Source organism: Micromonospora sp. NPDC023966 (assembly GCF_040639095.1).
In the GTDB taxonomy this organism is placed as follows: Bacteria; Actinomycetota; Actinomycetes; order Mycobacteriales; family Micromonosporaceae; genus Micromonospora.
In genome coordinates, this window is record NZ_JBEZZJ010000019.1 from 32,416 (window position 1) to 57,566 (window position 25,151).

Below are 25,151 nucleotides of genomic sequence, written 5' to 3' on the forward strand. Positions count from 1 at the left end.
ACGCCGGCCGTTCGTTCAATCCATTACTACCAGCTCAGGCCGCCTGCAGCCCCTCGGCGCGGGCCAGCTCACGGAGCCGGCCGAGGGCCTGGATCTCCAGCTGGCGGATCCGCTCGCGGGAGAGCGAGAACCGCGAGGCGACCTCGGTGAGCGAGTGCTCGCGCCCGTCCTCCAGGCCGTAGCGGGCCCGCATGATGCCGGCCGAACGGTCGTCGAGGTGGTTGAGCAGACCCTCGATCCGCTGCCGCTCCAGGCCGGTGAGGACGATCTCCTCCGGCGACGGGGCGTCGCTGTCGGCGACCAGGTCGCCGAGGTTGGTGTCGCCGTCGTCGCCCACCGGGGTGTCCAGCGAGACGGTGTCCTGCGACCAGCGGCGCAGCTCGTTGACCCGCTCGACGGTGACGCCGAGCGCCGCCGCGATCTGCTCCGGCTCCGGGTCGCTGCCCAGCTCACGGGTGAGCTGCCGGGCCACGTTGCGCATCCGGTTGACGTCCTCGACCAGGTGCACGGGCAGCCGCACGGTGCGCTCCTGCTGGGCGATCGCCCGGCTGATGGCCTGACGGATCCACCAGGTCGCGTAGGTGGAGAACTTGTAGCCGCGCTCGTAGTCGAACTTCTCGACGGCCCGGACCAGGCCGGTGTTGCCCTCCTGGATCAGGTCCAGCATGGGCATGCCCGACCGCACGTAGCGGCGGGCGATCGAGACGACCAGTCGCAGGTTGGCGCGGATGAACAGGTCCTTCGCGCGCTCACCCTCGACGACCAGCCGCTCCAGGTCCTCCCGGTCGACGCCGGCGGGGACGCGGTCCTCGCCGAGCAGGTGCTCGGCGTAGAGGCCGGCCTCGATCGCCTTGGAGAGATCGACCTCCTTGGCGGCGTCCAGCAGCGGCGTCCGGGAGATCTCGTGCAGGTAGACGCCGACCAGGTCCCGCTCCTCGGCGACCTCGTCGGTACGCATGCCGATGTTCTTGTCCACGATTGCCACGGTCCCCTCGCTCGCGCCGGTTGCCCGGTTCCTTGCCATCCCCACGTTCATCAGCCCTCCCCGTAACCTCCGCTGTGCCCGCAGGTGCTGACACCTACACAACAGATGAGACGCGTCGGGGATTCCATGTCGTGAGTCGAAACTGTCACGAATGCCTGAGTAGTAGCTGAGAGCCCGGTCCATGTTTGCTGTCAGGACCCCTGCCCGGGTGGCTCGCGTGCGCCCCGGCCAGGAGGCGTCGGAGCAGCGGAATCGTCGTCCGCTCAGGAAATCGCACCATTGCGAATTCCATGAACACAGCGACCCGCGTCACCGCATCATTGCGATCCTGGTCACTGCGAGATACGCGCTCGCGGACCCGTCGGTTCAGCCACCGGTGAGGATTACCCCACGCCTGGTTGAACAATCCGCACCGGGCGAGACGTCCCTTCCGCCACGTGATACGCGTCGCACCCGTGGTGCGGAGGCCGCCGGGAGGGGACCCGGCGGGGCGAAGGCGTCAGGAGGCGAGCAGGGCGAGCGCGCCGCGTACCTGGTCGGCGGAGCGGGCCAGGGCGGCTCGGGCGGCGGAGACCTCGGCGCCGGAGACCAGCGAGACGAGGGCTGTCTTGAGGTCGCCGTCCGCCTCGTTCAGGGCGCTGCGGCAGATCTCCTCGGCACAGCCGGTGGCCTCCATGAGGATCGAGATCATCCGGCCGCGCAACTTGGCGTTCGTGGCCACCATGTCGATCATGAGGTTCGAGTAGACCCGGCCGAGGCGCACCATGACGGCCGTCGAGAACGTGTTGAGCACCAACTTCTGCGCGGTGCCCGCCTTCATCCGGGTCGACCCGGTGACCACCTCCGGTCCGGTGTCCACCCCGATGAAGACGTCGACCGACCCGGCGGCTTCGGCCTCCGGATTGGCGCAGAGCAGCACGGTCGCGGCCCCCTGCGCCCGGGCTGCGGCGAGCGCCCCGAGGACGTACGGGGTGCGCCCGCTGGCGGCCAGCCCGACCACCAGGTCGCCGGGGCGTACGCAGTCGGCGGCCTCGGCGGCGCCGCCGCGCTCGTCGTCCTCGGCGTCCTCGACGGCCCGCCACATGGCCTCGGGGCCGCCGGCCAGGTGGGCGCAGAACCAGTGCCGCGGCGAGTTGAAGGTGGGAGCCAGCTCGGCGGCGTCCAGCACGCCGAGACGGCCGGAGGTGCCGGCGCCGAAGTAGTGCACCCGGTTGCCGCCGCGCAGCGCGGCGACGGCCAGGTCGACGGTCTCGGCGATCTCGTCGAGGACGGCGGCCACGGCGGCGGGCACCCGCCGGTCCGCCTCGTTGATGACGGTGAGCACGTCCCGGGTCGACATCAGGTCGAGGTCGAGGCTGTGCGGGTTGCGCCGCTCGGTGGGGGCGCCGACCCGGACCACGGGCCGCACCGCGGCGATCTCGTCCCGCTCCACCCGCCCCGCCGTCATGCCCGCCTCCGGCCGGCGCCGACCCGGTGCGACTGGACCGCCTCGGCGGTCACCTCCAGGGCCTTCCTGGCCTTGGCCCGGTTCCGGGCGGCCACCCCCACGAAGAGGCAGTCGACCACGGTCAACTGGGCCAGCCGGCTGGCCATCGCGCCGGAGCGGTAGGTGGTCTCCCGGGCCGCGGTGGTCAGCACGTGGTCGGCGACCTCGGTGATCGGCGAGCGGGGGAAGTTGGTCAGCGCGACCGTGGTGGCGCCCCGGGCGCGGGCCTGTTCGAGCACCTCGATGACGTCCGAGGTGGTGCCGGTGTGCGAGATGCCGACCGCGACGTCGCCTCGGCCGAGCAGTGCGGCCGAGGTGAGCGCGGTGTGCACGTCCGGAAAGTAGAAGGCGGTGCGGCCGATGCGGTGCAGCTTCTGCTGGAAGTCCGAGGCGACGAAGCCGCTGGCGCCGGCGCCGTAGACGTCGATCCGGCCGGCCCCGCCGATCGCCTCGACCACCCGCTCGCAGACGGCCGGGTCGAGCTGCTCGGCGGTCTCCTCCACGGCCCGCGCGTCGTTGAACGCGATGGTGGCGATGATCTGCGCCAGGTCGGCGCCGGGCGGGATGTCGCCGCCGACCACCCGGGCGTCCGGTGGCTCGATCCGGCGGGCGGCCTCGGCGGCGAGCCGGATGCGCAGCTGGGGGTAGCCGTCCATGCCGACCGACCGGCAGAACCGGATGACGGTGGCCTCGGATGTCTGGGCGGCGGTGGCGAGGTCGGTGATGGTGCGCCGGGCGGCGTCGGCCGGGTCGGCGACGACCAGCCGGGCCACCCGCTGCTCAGCCGGGGACAGCGAGGGCAGGAGGCCGCTGATGTGGACGATCAGTCCACCGGGCTCGTGACTCGCAGAAATCTTCGGACTCTTCGCCACGGATGAAACTTACTTTCACGAGGCGTGACCGTCAACCATGACGCCGCGTATCGGGAAAAGTACCGCCTTCCGCGCCCGTCCGCCGTGCCAAGGGTCCCATTCCCGCAGCCCGGCCACCTCCTCCGCTCCGGTCGACTCCGTCGCGCCGGCCGGCGGCCGCTCCGGCGGTCGTGCCCGCCGCGCCGTCCGGACGGCCGCGCCGAGGTCACCGGTCGGCCGGTCCCACCCGACCGACCGACATCGACCGGGCCGGATCACGCCCCCTTTCACCGCCAACCGGGCCGGACGGTTAGCGTGTGCCCATGGCGGAGCGCACGGTGCTGGTGACCGGGGGGACGGGCGGGCTGGGCGGTGCGGTCACCGCCGCCTTCCTGGAGGCCGGCTGGCGGGTGGTCGTACCCGAACGGAAGGGTGCCGGGACGGCGCCCGCGGCCGCTGGGCCGGTCCGCGTCGCGGCCGACCTGCTGGACCCCGCCGGGGTCGCGCGGGCGGTGGCCGCCGCCACCGACGAGCCGAGCGCGCCGCTGCGCGCCGTGGTCAACCTGGTCGGGGGGTACGCCAGCGGCGGGCTGGTGCACGAGACCCCGATCGAGGAGTTCGACCGGATGCTGCGGCTCAACCTGCGCCCCACGTACCTGGTCACCCAGGCCGCGCTGCCGCACCTGGTGGCGGCCGGCGGCGGCGCGGTGGTCTGCGTGTCGGCGCGGGCCGCGGTGGCCCCGTTCCCCGGCGCGGCCGGCTACGCCACCGCCAAGGCGGCCGTGCAGGCCTTCGCCAACGCCGTGGCGGTGGAGTACCGGCCGCGCGGGGTGCGCTGCAACACGGTGCTGCCCAGCGTGATCGACACACCGGCCAACCGGGCCGCCCAGCCGGACGCCGACCACCGGCGCTGGGTCCCGCCGGCCGAGATCGCCGCGGTGATCCGCTTCCTGGCCTCGGACGATTCGGCCCCGACCAGCGGGGCGAGCATCCCGGTCTACGGGCGGGCCTGAGCCGGGACCGGTTCGGTGGGACCGGCCCCGCCGGACGGCGGTCGGGTGCCGCCCGGGGTCGGGCCGGTCGGCGAGGGCGGATCGCCAGAGAGCCACTCGGTCAGGTGCGCGCGGATCCGGCGGGACACCTCCTCCGGGCTGCCGCTCCCGTCCACCACCACGAAGCTGCCGTACTCCGGCAGGGTCCGGTAGGCGGTGGCCGCCGCGCTGAGCCACTGCATGCTCTCGTGGTCGGTGCCGCGCCGCTCGATCCGCCGGTACGCCTCCACCGGGTCCACGGTCAGCAGGATGGTGACCCGGGGCGGCGGGAAGACCCGGTAGCCGGCCCGGGCCAGCCGCTCCCAGCGCTGCCCGCCGTGCGCCCGGATGCTGGCGTACTGGCAGGCGGACCAGCGGTCCATCACCGCCGTGCGGCCGGTCAGCAGGCAGGTGAGCAGGGCGAGCGCGATGGCCAGCCAGCGGAGCACCGACTCCAGGGCGAGCAGCCCGTTGCGCCCGACGAGCCGCTGCGCGTCGGGCCGGCCGAGTCGCTGGGCCAGCCGGCCGAGCCAGCGGCGGCCGCCGGCGTTGCGGTGGTAGGTGGCGGGGTGGCCCGCGGCGCTGAGCGCCTCGGCGAGCCGGTGAGCCTGGGTGGTCTTGCCCGAGCCGTCGATGCCGATCAGGGCGACGGCGCGCAGTCGGGCCCTGCCGCGCCGCACCCGCAGTGACCTGGCCACCCTGCCGAGGCTATCCGACCCGCGCTCACCTTCGGTGGTTTGTCCGGATCTGTCCCCAGCACGGCGGGCCGCGCCCGCAACATGTGTGGCCGCCCCGTTCGCCGGGTACGCAACTTCATTCCCACCGCCACCTACGACGACGGGAGACCCAGATGGCCGAGCGCGGGGACGAGACCCTGGTGCACACGCTGAAGAAGGTCGCCGCCGTGCTCAAGCAGTCCGAGATCCCCTTCGCGCTGGGCGGCAGCTTCGCCGTGTACGCCCACGGCGGCCACTCCAGCGACCACGACGTGGACTTCCTGATCCGGCAACAGGACGTGGACCGCGCCCTGGAGGCCCTGGTCGAGGCCGGCTTCACCGCCGAACGCCCCCCGGAGGACTGGCTGGTCAAGGTCTACGACGAGGGTCGGATGGTGGACCTGATCCACCGGCCCATCGAGACCCCGGTGACCGAGGAGACCTTCACCGACACCATCGTGCGGCCGGTCGACGCCATCCACATGCCGGTTCTCTCGGCCAGCCAGCTCATGGTGCACAAGCTGCTCAGCTTCTCCCAGCACTACTGCGACTTCGCCCGGGCCCTGCCGCTCGCCCGTTCACTGCGAGAACAGATCGACTGGGAACGGGTACGGAAGGAGACGCAGCACTCGCCGTACGCCGAGGCGTTCCTGGTGCTGCTCGACCGGCTGGACGTGCTGCCCGGCGGCGCGACCGGAGGAAGGGAGACACCGTGACCGAGCACCACGCCGGCGGGCCGCCCGACGAGTACGTCGAGGCCGAGATCCAGAGCATGCTGGCCGAGGACCCGGACGTCGCCGAGCAGGGCATCACGGTGGTGCGCCGCGAGCGCGGCCTGGTGCTCTACGGCGAGGTGGAGAGCCCGCACCGGCGGGAGGAGATCCTGCGGCGGGTCACCGAGCGCTTCCCGGACGTGCCGGTCACCAGCGACATCGGCGTGATCCGCACGCAGGCCCCCACCCAGGTCGAGGAGTTGCCGTGAGGGAGGTTCGATGGTGATCCGGATCGCCGCCGTCGGAGACGTGCACCTGGACGAGGACGTGGTCGGCCGCTTCCGGCCCGCGCTGGAGGAGTTGCCCGACTGCGCCGACGCGCTCCTGCTCGCTGGGGACCTGACCCGGCACGGCACCGAGTCCGAGGCACGGTGCGTGGCACAGGAGTTCGGCGACCTCGGCGTTCCGGTGATCACCGTGCTCGGCAACCACGACCACCACTGCGACCAGGTGCCGCAGGTGGTGAAGGTGCTGGAGGACGCCGGGATCACCGTGCTGGAGGGGACCGGGATCGTGCTGGAGTGCGCCGGCGGGCGGCTCGGCGTGGCCGGGGCGAAGGGGTTCGGCGGCGGGTTCGCCGGCCGGTGTGCCAGCGACTTCGGCGAGCCGGAGATGAAGGCGTTCGTCCAGACCACCAAGGAGAGTGCGGACGCCCTCGGCGCGGCATTGCGTGGGCTCGACTGCGACCTGCTGGTCGCGCTCACCCACTACTCCCCCGTGCCGGACACGCTCGCTGGCGAGCCGCTGGAGATCTACCCGTTCCTCGGCTGCTACCAGCTCGGCCAGGCCATCGACTCGGCGCCCACCGCGCTGGCCCTGCACGGGCACGCCCACCACGGCACCGAGCGGGGCACCACCCCGGGCGGCGTGCGGGTCCGCAACGTCGCGCACCCGGTCATCAAGCAGGCGTACAGCATCTTCCATGTGGGTGATCATCTGGGCTGAGAAGCAGGTTTCCGGGATCCGACGGACGGGTATCCAGCCGACATGGAGCTGATTCTCTGGATTCTCGCAGTCGTACTGGTGGTCGCCGGCATCCTTGCGCTGTTCCGCCGGCAGATCCTGTGGGGCATCGTCCTCATCGTCGTCGGCCTGCTGGTCGGCCCGGGCGGCGTCAGCATCTTCAACAATTAGCGCCGACCTCCCACCACCCCTGACCCGCCGGGGTCGTCGGGTTCGAAAGCTCCGTCCTCCCAGACAGGAGCGGCCGGACCCGGCGACCCCGGCGCTGTGCTGCGGCGGCCCCGGTTTGTCCGCTGCGCGGGGCCCACGGCCCCGCGCCCGTCAGGTCAGCAGCGGGGCACGCTCGGGATGTAGCCGTCGTATCCGGTGTAGACGTACGCGTCGGAGATGTACCGGCCGGAGCCGATCCGGTCCCAGATCGAGCTGGTGCCGTAGGTGCCGGAGACCGAGGTGCCGCTGGTCTGGCAGTAGATGGTGACGCTCGCGCCGTCGGCCACCGTGCCGACCGCGCTGTAACCGGTGCCCGGGCCGGAGCGGACGGTCAGCGCCACGCCGGAGGCGGTGTTGACGGTGCCGGCACCGGTGTTCGCGCCGGAGCAGCCGTTGTCGCTGGTGTAGGTCTTGGTGCCCCAGTAGAGGGCGAGCGCCCCGTTGAACCGGACCTGGACGTCGCTGCCGTTGAGCCGCTGCTCGTAGTGCAGGTGCGGGCCGGTCGAGCCGCCGGTGCTGCCCACGTAGCCGATCACCCGGCCGTAGCCGACGGTCTGCCCGACGGAGACGTTGAAGCTGCTCAGGTGGGCGTAGTAGGTGGTGTAGCCGTTGCCGTGGTCGATCCGGACGTACTTGCCGTAGCTGGTGCTGCCGAGGTCCGTCACCCGGTCGACGGTGCCGGGCGCGCTGGCCACCACCGGGTCGCCGAGGTCGTCGGTGCGGTTGAAGTCGACGGCGTAGGGCGGGCTGTGGTCGGACCGGGTCTGGCCGGACCAGGACTGGTTGCAGGGGAACGGAACCTTGAACGTCGGCGCGGCCATGGCCGGCGCCGCCGGCACCAGGGCCACGAGGACGGCCGTCACCGCCGCGAGGCTGAACCAGCGCTTGCGCATCCATTGCCTCCTATGTTGAAAGTTTTCGATCCGATAGGGACAGGGTGGCAGAAAGTTCCATCGATGGGAAGGGCTCCGCAGGTCAGCGTGTCAGCGGAGCGTGGGAGCGCGCCCACGGCCGGTGAGCGGGTTTCCGGATTGTTACCGGGCCGTGTCCGCCAGGGGGTGGACCGGACGGGATGCAAGCGCTTACATGTGTGGACGACCATCGGACCGGCGCGAGTTCGATTTCCTCCACGCGCCGGCAAGGAAGGAGATCGGCATGGCGTTTGCCAGATCACGCCAGGCTCTCGCGATCGCCGGCGTTCTGGGGCTGGCGCTCGGCGTCACCGCCTGCGGCACCGGCAACGACAAGAAGAGCAGCAAGGCGAGCTCGCCCGAGTGCGCCGCATACGAGAAGTACCAGGGCCACGACGGCAAGAAGGTCACGATCTACTCGTCGATCCGGGACATCGAGGCCGACCGCCTGGACCAGTCCTGGAAGCAGTTCGAGGACTGCACCGGCATCGACATCGACCACGAGGGCTCGGGCGAGTTCGAGGCCCAGCTGGGCGTCCGCGTCGACGGCGGCAACGCTCCCGACCTGGCCTTCATCCCGCAGCCGGGCCTGCTCAAGCGGTTCGCCGACGCGGGCAAGCTCAAGACGGTCGGCGCCGACACCAAGGCGCTGGCCGAGCAGAACTTCTCCCCCGACTGGCTGAAGTACAGCACCGTGGACGGCAAGCTCTACGGCGTCCCGCTCGGCTCCAACGTGAAGTCCTACGTGTGGTACTCGCCGAAGACCTTCAAGGAGAAGGGCTGGACCGTCCCGACCACCTGGGACGAGCTCATCGCGCTCAGCGACAAGATCGCGGCGAGCGGCACCAAGCCGTGGTGCGCGGGCATCGAGTCCGGTGACGCCACCGGCTGGCCGGCCACCGACTGGATCGAGGACGTGCTGCTGCGCACCCAGGGCGTGGAGGTCTACGACCAGTGGACCACCCACGGCATCCCGTTCAACGACCCGAAGGTCGCCGACGCGGTCGACAAGGCCGGCAGCATCCTCAAGAACGAGAAGTACGTCAACGGCGGCTTCGGCGGCGTGAAGAGCATCGCCACCACCTCCTTCCAGGAGGCCGGCACGCCGATCACCACCGGCAAGTGCGCCATGCACCGCCAGGCGTCCTTCTACGCCAACCAGTGGCCGGAGGGCACCAAGGTGGCCGAGGACGGCGACGTCTTCGCGTTCTACTTCCCGGCCGTCGACCCGGCCAAGGGCAAGCCGGTGCTGGGCGCCGGTGAGTTCGTCTCGGCCTTCGCGGACCGTCCCGAGGTCCAGGCGGTGCAGACCTACCTGGCCTCCGGCGAGTACGTCAACAGCCGCGCCAAGATCGGCGACTGGCTGTCGGCGAACAAGAAGCTCGACATCAACAACGTCCCGAACCCGGTGGACAAGCTCTCCGTCCAGATCCTGCAGGACCCGAAGACCGAGTTCCGGTTCGACGGCTCGGACCTGATGCCGGCCGCGGTCGGCGCGGGCACCTTCTGGAAGGGCATGGTCGACTGGATCAACGGCAAGGACACCACCACGGTGCTGAACGGCATCGAGAGCAGCTGGAAGTGATCTGAGGCGGTGGCCCGGTCCGCGACGCGGGCCGGGCCACCGCCCGCAACCGAACCCTTGAGGGAGGGTCGATGGAGTTCGACTTCGCGGCGGAACAGCCGAAGTTCCTCATGCTGATGTACGGGCTGATCGCTTTCGTCGCGGTGGTGGGCGGGCTGCTCCTGCTCCTCGACGTGGTGCCGGCCTGGTTCGCCCGCCGGCGGGAGGAGAGGCTGGTCGCCGCCGTGGCGAGCGGCGCGTCCCTGCCCCGCCGGCGCAAGCCGCGGGAAGGCGTGATCGCGCTCTTCTTCCTGTTGCCGACACTGCTGTTTCTCATCGTCGGACTGGTGGTGCCGGCGATCCGGACCACCCTCCTCTCGTTCATGGACAAGGACAGCAGCAACTGGGTGGGCCTGGCCAACTACACCTGGATGTTCTCCGAGGACTCGATCGTCCGGGTGCTGATCAACAGCCTGGTCTGGGTGCTCCTCGTGCCGCTGCTGGCCACCGCGTTCGGCCTGATCTACGCCGTCCTCGTGGACAAGGCCCGGTTCGAGGCGGTGGCCAAGTCCCTGATCTTCCTGCCGATGGCGATCTCGTTCGTCGGCGCCGCCATCATCTGGAAGTTCGTCTACGCCTACCGCGGCGACAGCGACCAGATCGGCCTGCTCAACCAGATCGTCGTGAGCCTGGGCGGGGAGCCGAAGCAGTGGCTGCTGGAATCGCCGCTGAACACCTTCCTGCTGATCGTGATCATGGTGTGGATCCAGGCCGGCTTCGCCATGGTGGTGCTCTCCGCGGCGATCAAGGCCATCCCGGCCGACATCGTCGAGGCGGCCCGCCTCGACGGGGTCTCCCCGTGGCAGATGTTCTGGCAGATCACCATGCCGAGCATCCGGCCGGCGCTGATCGTCGTGGTGGTGACGCTCTCGATCGCCACGCTCAAGGTCTTCGACATCGTCCGGACCGCCACCAACGGCAACTACGACACCAACGTGATCGCCACCGAGATGTACAACCAGGCGTTCCGGTACCAGGAGAACGGGCAGGGCTCCGCGCTCGCGGTCTTCCTCTTCGTCCTGGTCATCCCGATCGTGATCTACCAGATCCGCAACCTGCGTCAGCAGCGGGAGGGCTGAGATGACCACCGCCACCCCCACCGTCGGAGCCGGCGTCCAGGCCACCGGGACGCCCAGCCGGGCCGCCCGGGTCCGCAAGCGGCTGAACAGCCGCACCGCCACGCTGGTCTCGATCGTCATCGCGCTGCTCTGGACGATCCCGACCTTCGGCCTGTTCATCTCCTCGATCCGGCCCGAGGACCAGATCAAGACCACCGGCTGGTGGACGTTCTTCAGCGACCCGCAGTTCACCCTGGAGAACTACCAGGAGGTGTTGTTCAGCACCGGCTCGTCGGGGCAGCTGGCCAGCTACTTCATCAACTCGCTGGCGATCACCATCCCGTCGGTGCTCTTCCCGCTGGCGTTCGCCTCGCTGGCCGCGTACGCGCTGGCGTGGATGAACTTCAAGGGACGGGACTGGGTCTACATCGCCATCTTCGCGCTGCAGATCGTGCCGCTGCAGATGGCTCTCGTGCCGCTGCTGAAGTTCTTCTCCACCGGCGTCACCATCGCCGGGGTCCAGGTGCTCCCCGCCTGGGACCTGGTCGACGAGCAGAAGTTCGCCCAGGTGTGGTTCGCGCACACCTGCTTCGCGCTCCCGTTCGCCGTGTTCCTGCTGCACAACTTCATCGCGCAGCTCCCGGGGGACCTGATGGAGGCGGCCCGGGTCGACGGGGCCACCCACCCGAAGATCTTCCGCACCATCGTCCTGCCGCTGATCACCCCGGCACTGGCCGCGTTCGGCATCTTCCAGTTCCTGTGGGTCTGGAACGACCTGCTGGTCGCGCTGATCTTCGCGGGTGGCGGCGACGAGACCGCCCCGCTCACCGTCCGGCTCGCCGAGCTGGCCGGCACCCGGGGCAACGAGTGGCAACGGCTGACGGCCGGCGCGTTCGTGTCGATCGTCGTACCGCTGATCGTGTTCCTGTCCCTCCAGCGCTTTTTCGTGCGGGGCCTGCTCGCCGGCAGCGTCAAGGGCTGATCCGATGCTCCGCCGCCGCCGGTTCTCCGGCGGCGGCGGGCGCGGGTCGGAGCGGGGAACCGATGACGAAGATTGACGATGTCGCCCGACTGGCCGGGGTCTCCACGGCCACCGTCTCCCGGGCGCTGCGCGGCCTGCCGACGGTCTCGGCCGCGACGCGGCGCCGGGTCCTCGCCGCCGCCGAGCAGCTCCAGTACGCCGTCTCGCCGAGCGCCTCCCGACTGGCCGGCGGGAAGACCGGCACGGTGGCGGTGGTGGTCCCCCGGATCACCCGCTGGTTCTTCGGCACCGTGGTCGAGGCGGTCGAGGACTTCCTCCACCAGAACGGCTACGACCTGCTGCTCTACAACCTCGGCGGGCGGGAACAGATCCGGCAGCGGGTGCTGCACCCGGCCAGCCTGCACAAGCGGGTCGACGCGATCATCCTGGTCGCCACCCCGCTGCGGCCGGCCGACCTGACCGCGCTGACCAAGCTGGCCCTGCCCGGCGTGACAATCAGCTCCGGCAGCGGGGTGCCCGGCTGGCCCTGCGTCCGGATCGACGACGTGGCCGCGGCACGGACCGCCACCCGGCACCTGCTCGACCTCGGCCACACCCGGATCGCGCACATCTCCGGCGACCCGGACGACGAGCTGGCCTTCACCACCCACCTGGACCGGCGACGCGGCTACGAGGAGGCGCTGCGCACGGCCGGGCTCCGGCCCGACCCGAGCCTGGACGTCGAGTCGCAGTTCACCGTCGACGGCGGCACCCGGGCGACCGCCGAGCTGCTGGCCCGGGGAGAGCCGCCCACCGCGATCTTCGCCGCCTGCGACGAGATGGCGATGGGCGCGATGACCGCGCTGCGCGACGCGGGGTTGCGGGTGCCGCAGGACGTCAGCGTGATCGGCATCGACGACCACGACCTGGCCGGCGCGCTCGGGCTGAGCACGATCGCCCAACCGGCGGCGGAGCAGGGGCTGCTCGCCGCGCGGATGCTCCTCGACCCGCTGGGCGGGCGCGCCGCCCACGCGTACCCGGGGCTGGTGCCGGCGCCGCGCGGCGCCGACACCGACGACGGGTCGCCGGCCTCGGTGATCCTGCCCACTCGCCTGGTGGTGCGTGAATCGACCGCGCCGCCCCGGGCAAACTGAACGGATTCGTCCCGCACGCACGACAGGGAGAAGGCGCTGAACACCGACGCGACGCAGCAGGACCCGGCCACCGGCTGGTGGACCGAGGCCGTCATCTACCAGATCTACCCGCGCTCGTTCGCCGACTCCAACGGCGACGGCATCGGCGACCTCCCGGGCATCACGGCCCGCCTCGGTCACCTCAGCGAGCTGGGGGTCGACGCGATCTGGCTGTCGCCGTTCTACCCGTCCCCGCAGGCCGACGCCGGCTACGACGTGGCGGACTACCGCGACGTCGACCCGCTCTTCGGCACCCTGGCGGACGCCGACAAGATGATCGCCGAGGCGAAGGCACGCGGCCTGCGGGTGATCGTCGACCTGGTCCCGAACCACACCTCGTCCCAGCACCGCTGGTTCCAGGCCGCCGTCACGGCCGCGCCGGGCAGCCCGGAGCGGCAGCGGTACATCTTCCGGGACGGCAAGGGCCCGCAGGGGGCCGCGCCGCCGAACGACTGGGAGAGCGTCTTCGGCGGGCCGGCCTGGACCCGGCTGCCGGACGGCCAGTGGTACCTGCACCTGTTCGACTCCGGCCAGCCCGACCTCAACTGGGGCAACCCGGAGGTGCGCGCCGAGTTCCTGGACATCCTGCGGTTCTGGCTGGACCGGGGCGTCGACGGGTTCCGGGTCGACGTGGCGCACGGGCTGATCAAGCAGGCCGACCTGGCCGACTGGCAGGAGCCGCAGGAGATCCTCTCCGGTCAGGAGGTGGACAAGCCGCGCCCGCCGATGTGGGACCAGGACGGTGTGCACGACATCTACCGGGAGTGGCGGCGGCTGCTCGACTCCTACGACGGGGAGCGGATCCTGGTCGCCGAGGCGTGGGTGGAGCCGGCCGAGCGGCTGGCCCGCTACGTCCGGCCGGACGAGATGCACCAGGCGTTCAACTTCGAGTACCTGCTCGCCGCCTGGACCGCCCCCGCCCAGTACGCGGTGATCACCCGCTCGCTGGAGGCCACCGACTCGGTGGGCGCCCCGACCACGTGGGTGCTGTCGAACCACGACGTGGTCCGGCACGCCTCCCGGCTCGGGCTCGCCGTCGGCGGCGGCCGCCCCAACGGCATCGGCATCGGAGACCCGCAGCCCGACGCCGCGCTCGGCCTGCGCCGGGCCCGGGCGGCCAGCCTGCTGATGCTCGCCCTACCCGGCTCGGCCTACCTCTACCAGGGCGAGGAACTGGGGCTGCCTGAGCACACCACGCTGCCCGACGAGGCCCGGCAGGACCCGACCTGGGAGCGCAGCCTGCACACCCAGCGCGGCCGGGACGGCTGCCGGGTGCCGATCCCGTGGGAGGCCGACGCCCCGTCGTACGGCTTCGGCCCGACCGACGCGAGCTGGCTCCCCCAGCCGCCGCTCTGGGCCGAGTACGCGCTCGACCGGCAGCGCGGGGTCGACGGCTCGACCTACGAGCTGTACCGGACGGCGCTGCGGCTGCGCCGCGAGCACGGCCTGGCCCGGGGGCCGCTGCGCTGGCTCTCCTCCGGTGACGAGGTGCTCGCCTTCACCAACGGCGGGCTCACCGTGCTGACCAACTTCGGCGCGGAGCCGGTGCCGCTGCCGGCCGGCGCCGAGGTGCTGGCGTCGAGCGGCCCGCTGGAGGGCGATGCCGTCTCCACCGACACGACCGTCTGGTACCGCGCCTGACACTGCGAGGAGGGCCCCTCTCAACGCCTGGCGTTGAGAGGGGGCCCCTCCTCACAGGCGGTCGGCGCGGGCGTGCAGGAGGTCGTGGACCTGGGCGATGTCCCGGGGTGAGGTGCGGGCGGCCAGCCAGTACATGACGCCGGTCGGGATGAAGAAGAGCTGGAACGCGGCCAGCCCGACGGCGTAGTTCAGCGGCGGCGGGAAGGCCCCGCGGAGCGCCTGGAAGGCCACCCCGACCAGCCCGTTGCCGGCCGCCCGGCCGACCCCGTTGACCAGGTTGCCGAGGCTGTAGACCGTGCCCCGGTGCTCGGGCGGGTTGACGTCGGCGATCAGCGCGAACCAGTTGGGCGAGTTGGCCGAGGTGAGCGCGAGGGCGAGCACGGCCGCGAGCAGGCTCAGCCCGACCGTCGGCTCGGTGAACACGCTGGCCAGCACGGCCCTGATCACCGCGCCGGAGCTGCCGCCGTCCGGCACGTCGATCCGGATCGGCACGAAGAACAGGACCAGGTAGAACGGCACGGCCGCGAGGATGCCCACCGCCGCGACCAGGGCCCGCCCGCTCGGCGTACGCCGTTGCAGCGCGTCGCCGGCCAGGCCGCCCACGATGGAGAGCACCCCGCCGAGCTGGAACAGGGTGGCGAAGACGCTGCCCACCACCACGGCGGTGGCCGCCGAATAGCCCTGTGCCTCGGCCCGCTGGCTGAACAGCACCGGCAGCCAGACCAGCGAGCCGAAGGCCGCCTGCGCGGTCAGCCCCTGGAGGACCAGCCAGTGGTTGGTCCGCCGGGCCAGGATCCGGGGCAGGTCCGCGCGGCTGATCCGGTAGTCGTACTCGCCGCCGGCGTCAAGCGCCGCGGCCAGCTCCGGTTCGCTCTGTCCGCGCCGGATGTCGTAGGTGAACAGGTACGCCACGGTGGCGGCCAGGCCGACCCCGGTGAGCACCAGGAACGGCCGCCGCCAGTCGGTGGCGCCGAGCAGGCCCCCGGTCAGGGTGCCGGCCAGCGTGCCGACGCCCTGGGACAGGCCCCAGAAGCTCATCACCAGCCCCCGGCGGCGGGGCGAGATCAGGTCGGTGACAACGGAGAAGCCGACCGAGCCGACCGCGCCCAGCCCGACCGCGGCGACGAGCTGGGCGATCAGGAACGTCGGGTAGTGCTGGGCGAGGGCGCTGCCCCCGGTGCCCGCCGCCCAGATCAGCGTGCCGACCATGAGCAGCGGCTTGCGGTCGGTGCGGTCGCCGACGTACGCCCAGGCCACCGCGGCGAGCGCGCTGACCAGGAAGCTGACCGCGGTGACCAGGCCGAGCAGCCGCTGCGACACGCCCAGCGCGCCGGAGATCGGCCCGTACAGCGGCGGGATCAAGCCGATGGCCACGTTGTCCAGCGAGGCGAGGACCACGAACACCACGACGCTGTAGAACCGGTGGGCCGCGTTCCCCCGCCGGGAGACCCTCGTGCCACTGCTCATGCCGGGCAGCCAATCAGGTGCGGATCACAGCCGGAACACGGGCCCCCACCCGGTCAGAGGTAGCCGCCGATCTCGACCGGCACCGCGCCGGCCGGCGCCGTCCCGGCGCGCAGCGCGTACAGCTCGGCGAGGGTGGCGCCCTGCGGCGGGACGCCGGCGGAGGTGCCCAGCCAGTCGGCCGCCTCGGCGTGCGACAGCGGGCCGACCTCGATCCGGGCCAGGCAGCGCCCGGGCCGGGTCACCGCCGGATGCAGGCGGGACAGCTCCTCGTTGGTGGTGATCGCGACCAGCACGTTGCGCCCCTGGCCGAGCAGCCCATCGGTCAGGTTGAGCAGGCGGGACAGGGCCTGCCCGGTCGCCTGCCGGGCCTCCCCCCGGATCAGCTCGTCGCAGTCCTCGAGGATGAGCAGCCGCCACCGGCGGCGGTCCTCGCCGTCGTCGCCCTCCTCGTCCTCCCCCACCGCCACCTCGGCCAGGTAGGCGGGATCGCCGAAGAGCGCCTCGGGGTCGAGGACGCAGTCCACCTGGCACCAGTCACGCCACTGAAGGGCGAGCGCACGCAGCGCCGTGGTCTTCCCGGTGCCCGGCGGCCCGTGCATGAGCAGCAGCCGGCCGGCGACCGTCTCGGGGGTCGCCGCCATCAGGGCGTCCAGCGGGGTCGCCGCCGCGGCTGGATAGTTGGCCCGGATGTCGGCCCAGGTCGGCGTCGTGATCCGCCGGGTGTCCCGTTGGGCCCCTCGGCGGGGGTTCTGGTGCCAGAACCCGATCGGGCCGGTGTCCGGCTGCACCGGCTCCGCCCCGCCCTTGACGATCTCGTCAAGGACCGCCGCGCCGGTCGCCTCGTCGACGGCGGTGACCGTCACCTCCGCGCCTCGGCCACGCCAGCTCACCACCCGTACCGTCCAGCCGTCGCCGCCGGCGAGCCGGGCCACCCGGTTGCGCTCGATGGCGGTCCGGGTCAGCGCCGCCCGCTCGGGCACCAGCCGGGCCCCGGCCCGGACCTTGGCCAGGCGGACGGTCCGCGCCCAGGGATGGCGGCCGGTGACGAAGTCGGTCAGCAGCAGCGTGTCGATGACGTCGCCCGGGCTGTCGACGTCGTCGTACTGGAAGACGGGCAGCGGGCTGGGCCGGGCGGCGTCTCCGGGAGGGGAAGGTGGCGGCACGCCACGATGATCCCCACCGGTCGGCCGCCCGGCATCCGGTTTATCCGCGCACCCGGTCCACTACGCGGTCCCGGGCCAGCGCGTAACGCTCGCGGACCGCGGGAACGTCCGACGACTCCGGCCCGGCGCGTCCGGCACCGTCGTCGACCCCGTACTCCTCGGTGTCGCCGATCGACCAGGTGGGCGGCGCCGCCCCGCCCAGGGCGACCCAGGCGGCCTGGCGGGCGGCCCCGTCGGCGACGTACTCCCCGGGCGGGGGCACGACCACCGGGCGGCCGAAGACCTGCGGGGCGATCCGCCGCACCGCGGCGGACCGGGCCCCGCCGCCGACCAGGATGATCCGGTCGGCGCGGGCGCCCTGCGCGGTCAGCGCGTCGAGGCCGTCGGCCAGCGCGCAGAGCATGCCCTCGACGGCGGCCCGGGCCAGGTGGGCCGGGGTCGAGGTGCCCAGGGTGAGGCCGTGCAGCGCGCCGGTGGCGGTGGGCCGGTCCGGGGTCCGCTCCCCCTCCAGGTAGGGCACCATGACCAGCCCGTCGGCACCCGGCGGGGCGGCCAGGGCCAGCTCGCTCAGCGTGGCCAGGTCGACGCCGAGCAGCCTCGCGGCGGCGTCGAGCACCCGGGCCGCGTTGAGGGTGCAGACCAGCGGCAGGAACCGGCCGGTGGCGTCCGCGAAGCCCGCGACCGCCCCGCTCGGGTCGGCGGCCGGCGTGTCGGCGACCGCGAAGACGGTGCCCGAGGTGCCGATCGAGACGACCACGTCGCCCGGGCCGGCCCCGGCGCCGAGCGCGGCGGCGGCGTTGTCCCCGGTGCCCGGTCCGAGCAGGACCGGGCCGGCGGCGCCGCCCGCTCCGCCGCCGAGCGCCCCCGGGTCGAGGTGCCCGGCCACCTCGGCCGGGCCGAGCACCACGGGCACCCGCAGCCGCCGTCCGAAGGCGCGTTCCAGCAGGTCGAGCCGGTATTCGCCGGTGCGCGGCGACCAGTAGCCGGTGCCGCTGGCGTCGCCCCGGTCGGTGCGCAGCGCGGCCAGGCCGGGGGCGCCGGCCAGCCGCCAGGTGAGCCAGTCGTGCGGCAGGCAGACGGCGGCCACCCGGTCGGCGTTGGCCGGCTCGTGCCGGGCCAGCCAGCGCAGCTTCGTCACGGTGAAGCTGGCCACCGGCACGGAGCCGGTCGCGTCGGCCCAGAACCGGCGGCCGGCCTCCCCGCCGCCCGCCTCCTCGACCAGCTCGCGGGCGGCGTCGGCGGAGCGGGTGTCGTTCCAGAGCAGCGCCGGGCGGACCACCTGCCCCGCCTCGTCCAGGCAGACCATGCCGTGCTGCTGGCCACCGACCGCGACGGCGGCCACGTCGGTCAGCCCGCCGGCCTCGGCGACGGCCGTCCGCAGGGCCTCCCACCAGGCCTGGGGGTCGACCTCGGTGCCCTCGGGGTGCGGCGCGCGGCCCTGCCGGACCAGCGCGCCGGTCTCCGCGTCCCGGACCACCACCTTGCAGGACTGGGTCGACGAGTCGATTCCGGCGACGAGCGGCATGGCGACCCGCCTCAGCGCGCGCCGAGCAGGTGCTCGACGGCGAGCTGGTTGAGCCGGACGAAGCCGAAGCCCTTCGCCCCGGCCGCGTCCGGGTCGAACTCCTCGAACGCGGAGCGGTCGGCGAGCAGGTCGGCGTAGCCCTCGCCCGGGTTGAGCGTCGGGGTGGCCAGCTCGGTCACCTTGCTGGCGGCCAGCGCCTCGGCCACCTCCGGGTCGGCCCGGAACGCCGCGGCCCGCTCCTTGAGCAGCAGGTAGGTGCGCATGTTCGCCTCGGCCGACGCCCACACGCCGGTCATGTCCTCGGTCCGGGAGGGCTTGTAGTCGAAGTGCCGCGGCCCGTCGTAGGCGGGACCGCCGTTCGGCCCGCCGTTCTCCAGCAGGTCGACCAGGGCGAACGCGTTGAGCAGGTCACCGTGGCCGAAGACCAGGTCCTGGTCGTACTTGATGCCGCGCTGGCCGTTGAGGTCGATGTGGAACAGCTTGCCCTGCCAGAGCGCCTGGGCGATGCCGTGCGCGAAGTTCAGCCCGGCCATCTGCTCGTGGCCGACCTCGGGGTTCAGGCCGACCAGCTCGGGGTGGGCCAGGGTGGAGATGAAGGCCATCGCGTGCCCGACGGTCGGCAGCAGGATGTCGCCCCGCGGCTCGTTCGGCTTCGGCTCGAGGGCGAAGCGCAGGTCGTAGCCCTGGTCGACGACGTACTGGCAGAGCAGGTCGACGGCCTCCCGGTAGCGGTCCAGCGCGGCGCGGACGTCCTTGGCCAGGTCGTACTCGGCGCCCTCCCGGCCGCCCCACATCACGAAGGTGCGGGCGCCCAGCTCGGCGGCGAGGTCGACGTTGCGCAGCACCTTGCGCAGCGCGTACCGGCGGATGTCGCGGTCGTTGCTGGTGAAGCCGCCGTCCTTGAACACCGGGTGGGTGAAGAGGTTGGTGGTGACCATCGGCACGACCAGGCCGGTCTCGTCGAGGGCCTTGCGGAACCGGGTCAGGTGGCCGTCGCGGGTGACGGCGTCCGCGCCGAAGGGGACCAGGTCGTCGTCGTGGAAGGTGATCCCGTACGCGCCCAGCTCGGCCAGCTTGTGGACGGCCTCGACCGCGTCCAGCGCGGGCCGGGTGGCGTCGCCGAACGGGTCGCGGGCCGGCCAGCCCACGGTCCAGAGACCGAAGGAGAACTTGTCGGCGGGGGTGGGACGGGATGCCATGGGGACCTCCGGGGATGTCGTCCGCAATTTGTTCAGTGGTTGAATTAAATGGCGGCGATGTGGCAGTGTCAAGCGGTGACCAGCGCCAGCACCGACGGGGCGGTCCGGCAGGGCAGCCTCCGCGAGCTCAACCTCGCGGTCGTGCTCCGGCGGATCGCCGCCGCCGACCGACCGCCGTCCCGGGCCGAGATCGCCGCCGGGACCGGGCTGACCCGGGCCACCGTCTCCGCGGTGGTCGACGACCTGATCGCCGGCCGGTTGGTGGCCGAGGCGGAGCCCGCGCCGCGCACCGGGGCGGGGCGGCCCGCCCGCGGCCTGGTGCTGGCCGCCGACGGCCCGGCCGGACTCGGGCTGGAGGTGAACGTCGACTACCTGGCCGCCTGCGTGGTCGACCTGACCGGGACGGTCCGGCACCACCTGGTGCGCCGCGCCGATCTGCGCCCGGTCTCCCCCACCGACGCCCTGGACCGGCTCGCCGCGCTGGCCGCCGAGGCCCGCGCCGCCGCCGTACGCGACGGCCTGACCCTGGCCGGCGCGGCGCTCGCCGTGCCGGGGCTGGTCGGCGACGGCGGCCTCGTCCGGCTCGCGCCCAACCTCGGCTGGCGCGAGGTCGACGTGCCCGCCCTGCTCGCCGGGAACCCGCTCGCCGAGCGCGTCCACGGGGTCCCTCCGCTGGTGGTCGACAACGAGGCCAACCTGGCCGCCCTCGGGGAACTGCACGCCGGCCCACCCGGCTCGGCGAGCTTCCTGCACATCACCGGCGAGATCGGCATCGGCGCCGGGATCGTGCTGGACGGGGTGCTCTACCGGGGCACGCGCGGCTGGAGCGGCGAGATCGGTCACATCCCCGTGCAGCCGCAGGGGCGGCCGTGCCGCTGCGGCGGCCAGGGCTGCCTGGAGCGGTACGCGGGCCAGGAGGCGATCCTGGCCGCCGCCGGCCTGGCCGGCGCGGACCTGCCGGCGGACACCGCGGCCACCCGGCTGGCCGACCTGGCCGCAGCGGGCGACCCGGCCACGCTGGCCGCGCTGGCGGACGCCGGGACCGCCCTCGGGGTGGCCGTCGCGGGCGTGGTGAACCTGCTTGACCTGGACACCGTGGTGCTCGGCGGTGGATACGCCCCGCTCGCCCCCTGGCTGCGCCCGCCGGTGGTCGCGGAGATCTCCCGGCGGGTGCTCACCGCCGCCTGGTCGCCGGTGGCGGTGCGCCCGGCCGCGCTCGGGGCGCAGTCCGCGGCGGTCGGCGGGGCCGCCTCGGTGGTCCGCCGGATCGTCGACCGGCCGGTCGGCTGGCTGGCCCGTTCCGGCTGACCCCGGCCTTCCTCGACGGGCGTTCGACAACCCCGCTCCGTACGCTGCCGTCAGGCAACCAGTCCGCGATCGAGGAGTGCACCGACAGCATGCGCACGGGTCAACAGACCGAAGCGCCCGTTCACCGGCGGTGACGGCCGCCCGACGGGCGGCCGGGACGGCGCTGCCGGCCGACTCCCGGCTCGCCCGCGAGTTGCTGGACGGCCGTGCTGACCGGGCGGGTACGCCCGGTCGTTGCAGACCTTGCGGCTCGTCGAGCAGCGCCCGCGGGAGCTGATGGCGCTGCTCAACCGCGCGCTGCTGGACGCCACCGACGCGGCCCGCCGGGCCCAGTTCACCACCCTCCTGCTGGGCGCCCTGAGCCGCGAGCCGGACGGCGGGCTGCTGGTCCGGGTGGCCGGCGGCGGGCACCCGGCCCCGCTGGTGGTCCGGACCGACGGCCGGACCGAGCCCGTCCGGGTGGGCGGCATGCCGGTCGGCGCGCTGGCCGCGGCCCGCTTCGTCGAGGCGGAGGTACGCCTCGCCCCGGGCGACCTGCTGGTGGCGTACACCGACGGGGTGACCCGGGCCCGGGGCGGCCCGACCCGGCTGGAGATGTTCGGCGAGGCCCGGCTGCGGCAGGCGCTCGCCTCCGGCGCCGGCCTGCCGCCGGCCACGCTGATCGACCGGTTGCTCCGGTTGGTCGACGACTGGCTCGACGGCCAGGTGCACGACGACATCGCCATGCTGGCCGTGGCGGCGGAATGACCGGCCCGGCCGGGTCAGGCGGTGCGGGCCACCGGAGGCTCGGCGGGTGGCTCCGGCTCGGCGGACGGGTCGCCGATCCGCTCCCCCGAGGGCTGGAGCACCGGCCAGCCCTCCGCGGCGGCGGCCTCCCCGCGCCGACCGGCCTCGTCGAACTCGCGCATCCCGCGCAGCAGCGCCGCGCGCCCCTCGGCGCTCATGGCGGCCAGGATCCGGTCCAGCCGGTGACGCCGGTCGGCGCGCAGCTCGGCGAGGAGCCGGGTGGCCGTCGGGGTCAGATGCAGGGCGATCTCCCGCCGGTCGTACCTGCCCGGCTCGCGTTCCAGCATCCCGGCGGCCACCAGGCGGTCACAGAGCCGGCTCGCGGAGGAGAGCAGCATGTCGGTCAGCGTGGCGAGCCGGCGGAGGTTGATCCCGTCATACTGCTCGACGACCATGACGGCGCGTAGCTGGGCGCTGGAGAGCCGGCTCGTGGTGCGCTCCCGGGCCGCCTCCCAGACAGCCAGCAGGGTGCCCGCCGCCTCGTCGAGGTCGGCGGCCATACTCGCATCAGGTCCCTGGGGACCGCGGTCTTCGGCCATGGTGCGCCCGAGACTACCCGGCCCGACAGGCCGACGACCTGTGCAAAGGAGCAAAGATGAGCGGACCGGAGGATCGGGCGCGGCGGAGCCTCACGGAGGCGCCGACGGATCAGCTCGTCGACCGGCTCGCCGCCGAGTTCGAACGGTCGTACGGGATCACCCGCACCGAGCTGTACCAGGTCGACTACCGCTTGGCCGCGCTCCTGCCGCTGGCCGGGGGTGAGCCGATCGTCACCCCCGGCCACCCGGCCTGGCGCTGCTTCGACCACCAGGAGCCGATCGTGTCGGAGGGCACCGGCTGGTTCCCGGTCGGGATGCGCGGCGAGCGGCGGGGGGTGCTCCGGCTCTCGCCGCTGCCGCCCGACCCGGCCGCCCTGGCCGAGCTGGACGCCGCCGCCACCGCGCTCGGCCACGAACTGGCCGCCGTGGCGGCCACCACCGACATCTACCTGACCGCCCGGCGCAGCCGGCGGCTCACCCTGGCCGCCGAGATGCAGTGGGAGCTGCTGCCGGGCCGCAGCCGGATCCGCCCCTCGTTCAGCCTGGCCGGCCAACTGGAGCCGGCGTACGCGGTGCGTGGCGACGGCTTCGACTGGTCCGACGACGGCCGCCGGCTCTGGCTCTCGGTGGTCAACGGCACGGGCGAGGGGGTGGCCGCCTCGATGCTCACCTCCCTGTCGATCCACGCGCTGCGCAACGCCCGCCGCGCCGAGCTGGGACTGGCCGATCAGGCCGCCCTGGCCGACCAGGCGATCTACGCGCTGCACCGGGGCGAACAGCACCTCTCCGCGCTCCTGCTGGAGCTGGACCTGGCCAGCGGGTCGATGACGGTGGTCGACGCCGGCTCGCCCCGCCTGGTGCTGCTCCGCGACGGCGAGGTGAGCGAGCAGGAACTGGACAAGCAGTTCCCGCTCGGCATGTTCGAGGGCACCGACTACCGGGAGCAGCAGTTCCAGCTGCAGCGCGGGGACCGGCTCTTCGTGGTCAGCGACGGGGTGATCGACGCCACCTCCGAGCGGATCCGCTACGGCGAGACCGCGCTGGACCGCTTCCTGCGGCGGACCGGGCCGATGGAGCCGCTCGACGCGGTCCGGTCGCTGATCGGCGACCTGCGCGCCTTCGTGGCCGGTGACCTGGTCGACGACGCGGTGGTGGTCTGCCTGGACTGGCTCGGCCCGCAGCTCTGACCCGCCCCGGCCACCCGCCGGGTCAGTACGCGCCGCGGCTGTTGAGCACCGCGCCGAAGGTCTTCCAGAGGATGGTCAGGTCGGCGGCGAGCGACCAGTTCTCCACGTAGTAGAGGTCGAGCCGGATGCCGTCCTCCCAGCTCAGGTCGGACCGGCCGCTGACCTGCCAGAGGCCGGTCATGCCGGGCTTGACCAGCAGCCGGCGGGCCACGTCGCCGTCGTACCGGGCCACCTCGGAGGGCAGCGGCGGGCGGGGGCCGACCAGGCTCATCTGGCCGAGCAGCACGTTCGCCAGCTGGGGCAGCTCGTCCAGGGACCACTTGCGCAGCAGCTTGCCGACCCGGGTCACCCGGGGGTCGTCGCGCATCTTGAACATCAGGCCGTCGGTCTCGTTGCGCGCGGCCAGCTCGGCCAGCAGGGCGTCGGCGTTGACCACCATGGTGCGGAACTTGAAGACGCCGAACTCCTCGCCGCCCTGGCCGACCCGGGTCTGGCGGAACAGCACCGGGCCGCGGCTGTCCAGCTTGATGGCGAGCGCGATCACGGCCAGCAGGGGCGCCAGCAGGAGCAGGGCGACCAGCGAGATCGAGCGGTCGACCAGCCCCTTGACCAGCTTGCGGGCGCCCCGGAACTCGGGCGCCTCGACGTGGATCAGCGGCAGGCCGGCGACCGGCCGGGTGTGGATGCGGGGGCCGGCGACGTCGGTCAGCGCCGGGGCCACCACCAGGTCGACCCCGGTGCCCTCGAGCTGCCAGCCCAGCCGGCGCAGCCTCGTCGCGGTGAGCTCGCCGGAGGCGGTGACCGCCACGGTGTCCGCGCCGATCGCGGTGGCCGCCTCGGGGATGCCCCGGAACGAGCCGACCACCGGCACGTCACCCAGCCGCTGCGGCACCGGGGCGAGCAGCGCGTCCGGGATGCAGGCCCCGACCACCTGGTAGCCGGCGTACGGTTCGCGGCGCAGGGTGTGCACGAGCTCCAGCACGTGCGCGGTGTCACCGACCACCAGCACCTTGCGGGACCAGCCGGCGCCCCGGTCGCGGGCGCGGTGCAGCCGCTTGCGGGCGGCGAACCGGGCCATCTCCAGGCCGATCGTGCCGACCGCGAAGGAGATGGCCAGGAAGCCCCGGGAGACCCCGACGTCGGCGATGTAGCCGGCGATGGCGATGCCGCCGGCCAGTCGCAGGCTCGCCGCGCTGACCCGGCGGTATTCGTCGGCGCCGTAGCCGAGCACCTGGTCGTCGTAGCAGCGCATCGCCTTGAGCGAGACCAACCAGACCAGCAGCAGGGCGGGCGCCACCGCCACGTACGGGATCTTCGAGCCGCTCGGCAGCTCCTCGCCGAAGCGGGCCACGTACCCGACCAGGATGGCCACGGCCAGCACGGCGGTGTCGAGCACCACCAGGACGCGGATGTAGGACCGTTCCGCGGCGCGCGTCGCCGGACCGGGGCGGTCGCCACCGGGTCGCGACGAGGTGCTGGCGGGGGTCAACAGCGTCGCCGACGTCACCGGCCCTCCCCACTTCGCTCAGGACGACCCCGCGCCGCGCGGTCCCGGTGGGGAACCCGCGGCTCGA

General features: G+C 73.1%; 24 protein-coding genes. 13 read left to right on the forward strand and 11 right to left on the reverse strand.

Annotated elements, in window-relative coordinates:
- Positions 1–34 precede the first annotated feature (34 nt).
- From AB0F68_RS22950 to AB0F68_RS22960, 3 genes are all read right to left on the reverse strand, one after another.
- The gene (locus tag AB0F68_RS22950; protein ID WP_208602949.1) at positions 35–1,024 is read right to left on the reverse strand and encodes a sigma-70 family RNA polymerase sigma factor; all 990 of its coding nucleotides are present in this window, start codon (positions 1,022–1,024) and stop codon (positions 35–37) included.
- Between the two features lie 460 nt (positions 1,025–1,484).
- The gene (gene murQ, locus AB0F68_RS22955) at positions 1,485–2,432 is read right to left on the reverse strand and encodes an N-acetylmuramic acid 6-phosphate etherase (RefSeq protein ID WP_357341592.1); all 948 of its coding nucleotides are present in this window, start codon (positions 2,430–2,432) and stop codon (positions 1,485–1,487) included.
- Complete coding sequence (locus AB0F68_RS22960) at positions 2,429–3,343, reverse strand: MurR/RpiR family transcriptional regulator (RefSeq protein ID WP_357341593.1); 915 nt, start codon at positions 3,341–3,343, stop codon at positions 2,429–2,431. Before AB0F68_RS22960 ends, murQ begins: the two co-directional genes overlap by 4 nt.
- Before the next feature lie 302 nt (positions 3,344–3,645).
- On the opposite strand from AB0F68_RS22960, the gene AB0F68_RS22965 reads away from it, so the two are divergent.
- Positions 3,646–4,335, forward strand: coding sequence for an SDR family NAD(P)-dependent oxidoreductase (locus AB0F68_RS22965; RefSeq protein ID WP_357341594.1), 690 nt, complete (start codon positions 3,646–3,648; stop codon positions 4,333–4,335).
- On the opposite strand, the gene AB0F68_RS22970 is transcribed toward AB0F68_RS22965, so the two are convergent.
- Positions 4,320–5,051 carry a thymidylate kinase gene (locus AB0F68_RS22970; protein ID WP_357341595.1) on the reverse strand — a complete coding sequence of 244 codons (732 nt, stop codon included), beginning with the start codon at positions 5,049–5,051 and terminating at the stop codon, positions 4,320–4,322. The genes AB0F68_RS22965 and AB0F68_RS22970 overlap by 16 nt on opposite strands.
- Before the next feature lie 83 nt (positions 5,052–5,134).
- On the opposite strand from AB0F68_RS22970, the gene AB0F68_RS22975 reads away from it, so the two are divergent.
- The 4 genes from AB0F68_RS22975 to AB0F68_RS22990 are packed head-to-tail and all read left to right on the forward strand — an operon-like array spanning position 5,135 to position 6,976.
- Positions 5,135–5,785: a nucleotidyltransferase gene (locus AB0F68_RS22975; protein ID WP_357341596.1), complete on the forward strand. Its 651-nt coding sequence runs from the start codon at positions 5,135–5,137 to the stop codon at positions 5,783–5,785.
- Positions 5,786–5,841: 56 nt separating this feature from the next.
- Positions 5,842–6,051 carry a hypothetical protein gene (locus AB0F68_RS22980; protein ID WP_357341645.1) on the forward strand — a complete coding sequence of 70 codons (210 nt, stop codon included), beginning with the start codon at positions 5,842–5,844 and terminating at the stop codon, positions 6,049–6,051.
- 10 nt (positions 6,052–6,061) lie between these two features.
- A complete protein-coding gene (locus AB0F68_RS22985; protein ID WP_357341597.1) occupies positions 6,062–6,787 on the forward strand; it encodes a metallophosphoesterase in 726 nt (241 codons plus the stop codon).
- Between the two features lie 42 nt (positions 6,788–6,829).
- On the forward strand, positions 6,830–6,976 hold the full coding sequence (locus tag AB0F68_RS22990; protein ID WP_165949678.1) for a GPGG-motif small membrane protein: 147 nt from the start codon (positions 6,830–6,832) through the stop codon (positions 6,974–6,976).
- A 155-nt stretch (positions 6,977–7,131) separates the two neighbouring features.
- On the opposite strand, the gene AB0F68_RS22995 is transcribed toward AB0F68_RS22990, so the two are convergent.
- Positions 7,132–7,908 (reverse strand): peptidoglycan DD-metalloendopeptidase family protein, encoded by a 777-nt coding sequence (locus tag AB0F68_RS22995; protein ID WP_357341598.1) that lies wholly within the window; start codon positions 7,906–7,908, stop codon positions 7,132–7,134.
- 262 nt (positions 7,909–8,170) lie between these two features.
- Here AB0F68_RS22995 and AB0F68_RS23000 point away from each other — a divergent pair, with 262 nt between their 5' ends.
- The 5 genes from AB0F68_RS23000 (at position 8,171) to AB0F68_RS23020 (ending at position 14,403) form a co-directional block, all read left to right on the forward strand.
- Positions 8,171–9,511, forward strand: coding sequence for an ABC transporter substrate-binding protein (locus AB0F68_RS23000; RefSeq protein WP_262284678.1), 1,341 nt, complete (start codon positions 8,171–8,173; stop codon positions 9,509–9,511).
- Positions 9,512–9,582: 71 nt separating this feature from the next.
- The gene (locus AB0F68_RS23005; protein ID WP_357341599.1) at positions 9,583–10,629 is read left to right on the forward strand and encodes a sugar ABC transporter permease; all 1,047 of its coding nucleotides are present in this window, start codon (positions 9,583–9,585) and stop codon (positions 10,627–10,629) included.
- 1 nt (position 10,630) lies between these two features.
- Positions 10,631–11,590 (forward strand): carbohydrate ABC transporter permease, encoded by a 960-nt coding sequence (locus tag AB0F68_RS23010; RefSeq protein ID WP_357341600.1) that lies wholly within the window; start codon positions 10,631–10,633, stop codon positions 11,588–11,590.
- A 62-nt stretch (positions 11,591–11,652) separates the two neighbouring features.
- On the forward strand, positions 11,653–12,723 hold the full coding sequence (locus AB0F68_RS23015; protein ID WP_357341601.1) for a LacI family DNA-binding transcriptional regulator: 1,071 nt from the start codon (positions 11,653–11,655) through the stop codon (positions 12,721–12,723).
- Between the two features lie 36 nt (positions 12,724–12,759).
- Positions 12,760–14,403 carry a glycoside hydrolase family 13 protein gene (locus tag AB0F68_RS23020; protein WP_357341646.1) on the forward strand — a complete coding sequence of 548 codons (1,644 nt, stop codon included), beginning with the start codon at positions 12,760–12,762 and terminating at the stop codon, positions 14,401–14,403.
- Positions 14,404–14,454: 51 nt separating this feature from the next.
- Here AB0F68_RS23020 and AB0F68_RS23025 read toward each other — a convergent pair whose 3' ends face one another.
- Genes AB0F68_RS23025 through xylA form a run of 4 tightly spaced genes read right to left on the reverse strand, consistent with a single transcriptional unit; the run spans position 14,455 to position 19,757 of the window.
- A complete protein-coding gene (locus AB0F68_RS23025) occupies positions 14,455–15,870 on the reverse strand; it encodes an MFS transporter (RefSeq protein ID WP_357341602.1) in 1,416 nt (471 codons plus the stop codon).
- Between the two features lie 53 nt (positions 15,871–15,923).
- Entirely contained in the window at positions 15,924–17,033 is a 1,110-nt protein-coding gene (locus AB0F68_RS23030; RefSeq protein WP_357341603.1) for a DUF5925 domain-containing protein, read from the reverse strand.
- A 40-nt stretch (positions 17,034–17,073) separates the two neighbouring features.
- Positions 17,074–18,558 (reverse strand): xylulokinase, encoded by a 1,485-nt coding sequence (gene xylB / locus AB0F68_RS23035; protein WP_357341604.1) that lies wholly within the window; start codon positions 18,556–18,558, stop codon positions 17,074–17,076.
- An 11-nt stretch (positions 18,559–18,569) separates the two neighbouring features.
- A complete protein-coding gene (gene xylA, locus AB0F68_RS23040) occupies positions 18,570–19,757 on the reverse strand; it encodes a xylose isomerase (RefSeq protein WP_357341605.1) in 1,188 nt (395 codons plus the stop codon).
- A 48-nt stretch (positions 19,758–19,805) separates the two neighbouring features.
- On the opposite strand from xylA, the gene AB0F68_RS23045 reads away from it, so the two are divergent.
- Positions 19,806–21,065, forward strand: coding sequence for an ROK family transcriptional regulator (locus AB0F68_RS23045; protein ID WP_357341606.1), 1,260 nt, complete (start codon positions 19,806–19,808; stop codon positions 21,063–21,065).
- A gap of 234 nt (positions 21,066–21,299) precedes the next feature.
- The gene (locus AB0F68_RS23050) at positions 21,300–21,812 is read left to right on the forward strand and encodes a PP2C family protein-serine/threonine phosphatase (protein WP_357341607.1); all 513 of its coding nucleotides are present in this window, start codon (positions 21,300–21,302) and stop codon (positions 21,810–21,812) included.
- A gap of 14 nt (positions 21,813–21,826) precedes the next feature.
- On the opposite strand, the gene AB0F68_RS23055 is transcribed toward AB0F68_RS23050, so the two are convergent.
- Positions 21,827–22,351 carry a MarR family transcriptional regulator gene (locus AB0F68_RS23055; protein WP_357341608.1) on the reverse strand — a complete coding sequence of 175 codons (525 nt, stop codon included), beginning with the start codon at positions 22,349–22,351 and terminating at the stop codon, positions 21,827–21,829.
- A 95-nt stretch (positions 22,352–22,446) separates the two neighbouring features.
- On the opposite strand from AB0F68_RS23055, the gene AB0F68_RS23060 reads away from it, so the two are divergent.
- A complete protein-coding gene (locus AB0F68_RS23060; RefSeq protein WP_357341609.1) occupies positions 22,447–23,577 on the forward strand; it encodes a PP2C family protein-serine/threonine phosphatase in 1,131 nt (376 codons plus the stop codon).
- A gap of 22 nt (positions 23,578–23,599) precedes the next feature.
- On the opposite strand, the gene AB0F68_RS23065 is transcribed toward AB0F68_RS23060, so the two are convergent.
- Positions 23,600–25,084, reverse strand: a complete 1,485-nt coding sequence (locus AB0F68_RS23065) for a sugar transferase (protein ID WP_357341610.1) — start codon at positions 25,082–25,084, stop codon at positions 23,600–23,602.
- Positions 25,085–25,151 lie beyond the last annotated feature (67 nt).

Bases quoted from the DNA above. Each gene is read 5' to 3' on its own strand.
- AB0F68_RS22950 (WP_208602949.1), bottom strand. From the start codon at position 1,024: ATGGCAAGGAACCGGGCAACCGGCGCGAGCGAGGGGACCGTGGCAATC.
- murQ (WP_357341592.1), bottom strand. From the start codon at position 2,432: ATGACGGCGGGGCGGGTGGAGCGGGACGAGATCGCCGCGGTGCGGCCC.
- AB0F68_RS22965 (WP_357341594.1), top strand. From the start codon at position 3,646: ATGGCGGAGCGCACGGTGCTGGTGACCGGGGGGACGGGCGGGCTGGGC.
- AB0F68_RS22980 (WP_357341645.1), top strand. From the start codon at position 5,842: ATGCTGGCCGAGGACCCGGACGTCGCCGAGCAGGGCATCACGGTGGTG.
- AB0F68_RS22985 (WP_357341597.1), top strand. From the start codon at position 6,062: ATGGTGATCCGGATCGCCGCCGTCGGAGACGTGCACCTGGACGAGGAC.
- AB0F68_RS22990 (WP_165949678.1), top strand. From the start codon at position 6,830: ATGGAGCTGATTCTCTGGATTCTCGCAGTCGTACTGGTGGTCGCCGGC.
- AB0F68_RS22995 (WP_357341598.1), bottom strand. From the start codon at position 7,908: ATGCGCAAGCGCTGGTTCAGCCTCGCGGCGGTGACGGCCGTCCTCGTG.
- AB0F68_RS23000 (WP_262284678.1), top strand. From the start codon at position 8,171: ATGGCGTTTGCCAGATCACGCCAGGCTCTCGCGATCGCCGGCGTTCTG.
- AB0F68_RS23005 (WP_357341599.1), top strand. From the start codon at position 9,583: ATGGAGTTCGACTTCGCGGCGGAACAGCCGAAGTTCCTCATGCTGATG.
- AB0F68_RS23010 (WP_357341600.1), top strand. From the start codon at position 10,631: ATGACCACCGCCACCCCCACCGTCGGAGCCGGCGTCCAGGCCACCGGG.
- AB0F68_RS23015 (WP_357341601.1), top strand. From the start codon at position 11,653: ATGACGAAGATTGACGATGTCGCCCGACTGGCCGGGGTCTCCACGGCC.
- AB0F68_RS23025 (WP_357341602.1), bottom strand. From the start codon at position 15,870: ATGAGCAGTGGCACGAGGGTCTCCCGGCGGGGGAACGCGGCCCACCGG.
- xylB (WP_357341604.1), bottom strand. From the start codon at position 18,558: ATGCCGCTCGTCGCCGGAATCGACTCGTCGACCCAGTCCTGCAAGGTG.
- xylA (WP_357341605.1), bottom strand. From the start codon at position 19,757: ATGGCATCCCGTCCCACCCCCGCCGACAAGTTCTCCTTCGGTCTCTGG.
- AB0F68_RS23045 (WP_357341606.1), top strand. From the start codon at position 19,806: ATGGCGGCGATGTGGCAGTGTCAAGCGGTGACCAGCGCCAGCACCGAC.
- AB0F68_RS23055 (WP_357341608.1), bottom strand. From the start codon at position 22,351: ATGGCCGCCGACCTCGACGAGGCGGCGGGCACCCTGCTGGCTGTCTGG.
- AB0F68_RS23060 (WP_357341609.1), top strand. From the start codon at position 22,447: ATGAGCGGACCGGAGGATCGGGCGCGGCGGAGCCTCACGGAGGCGCCG.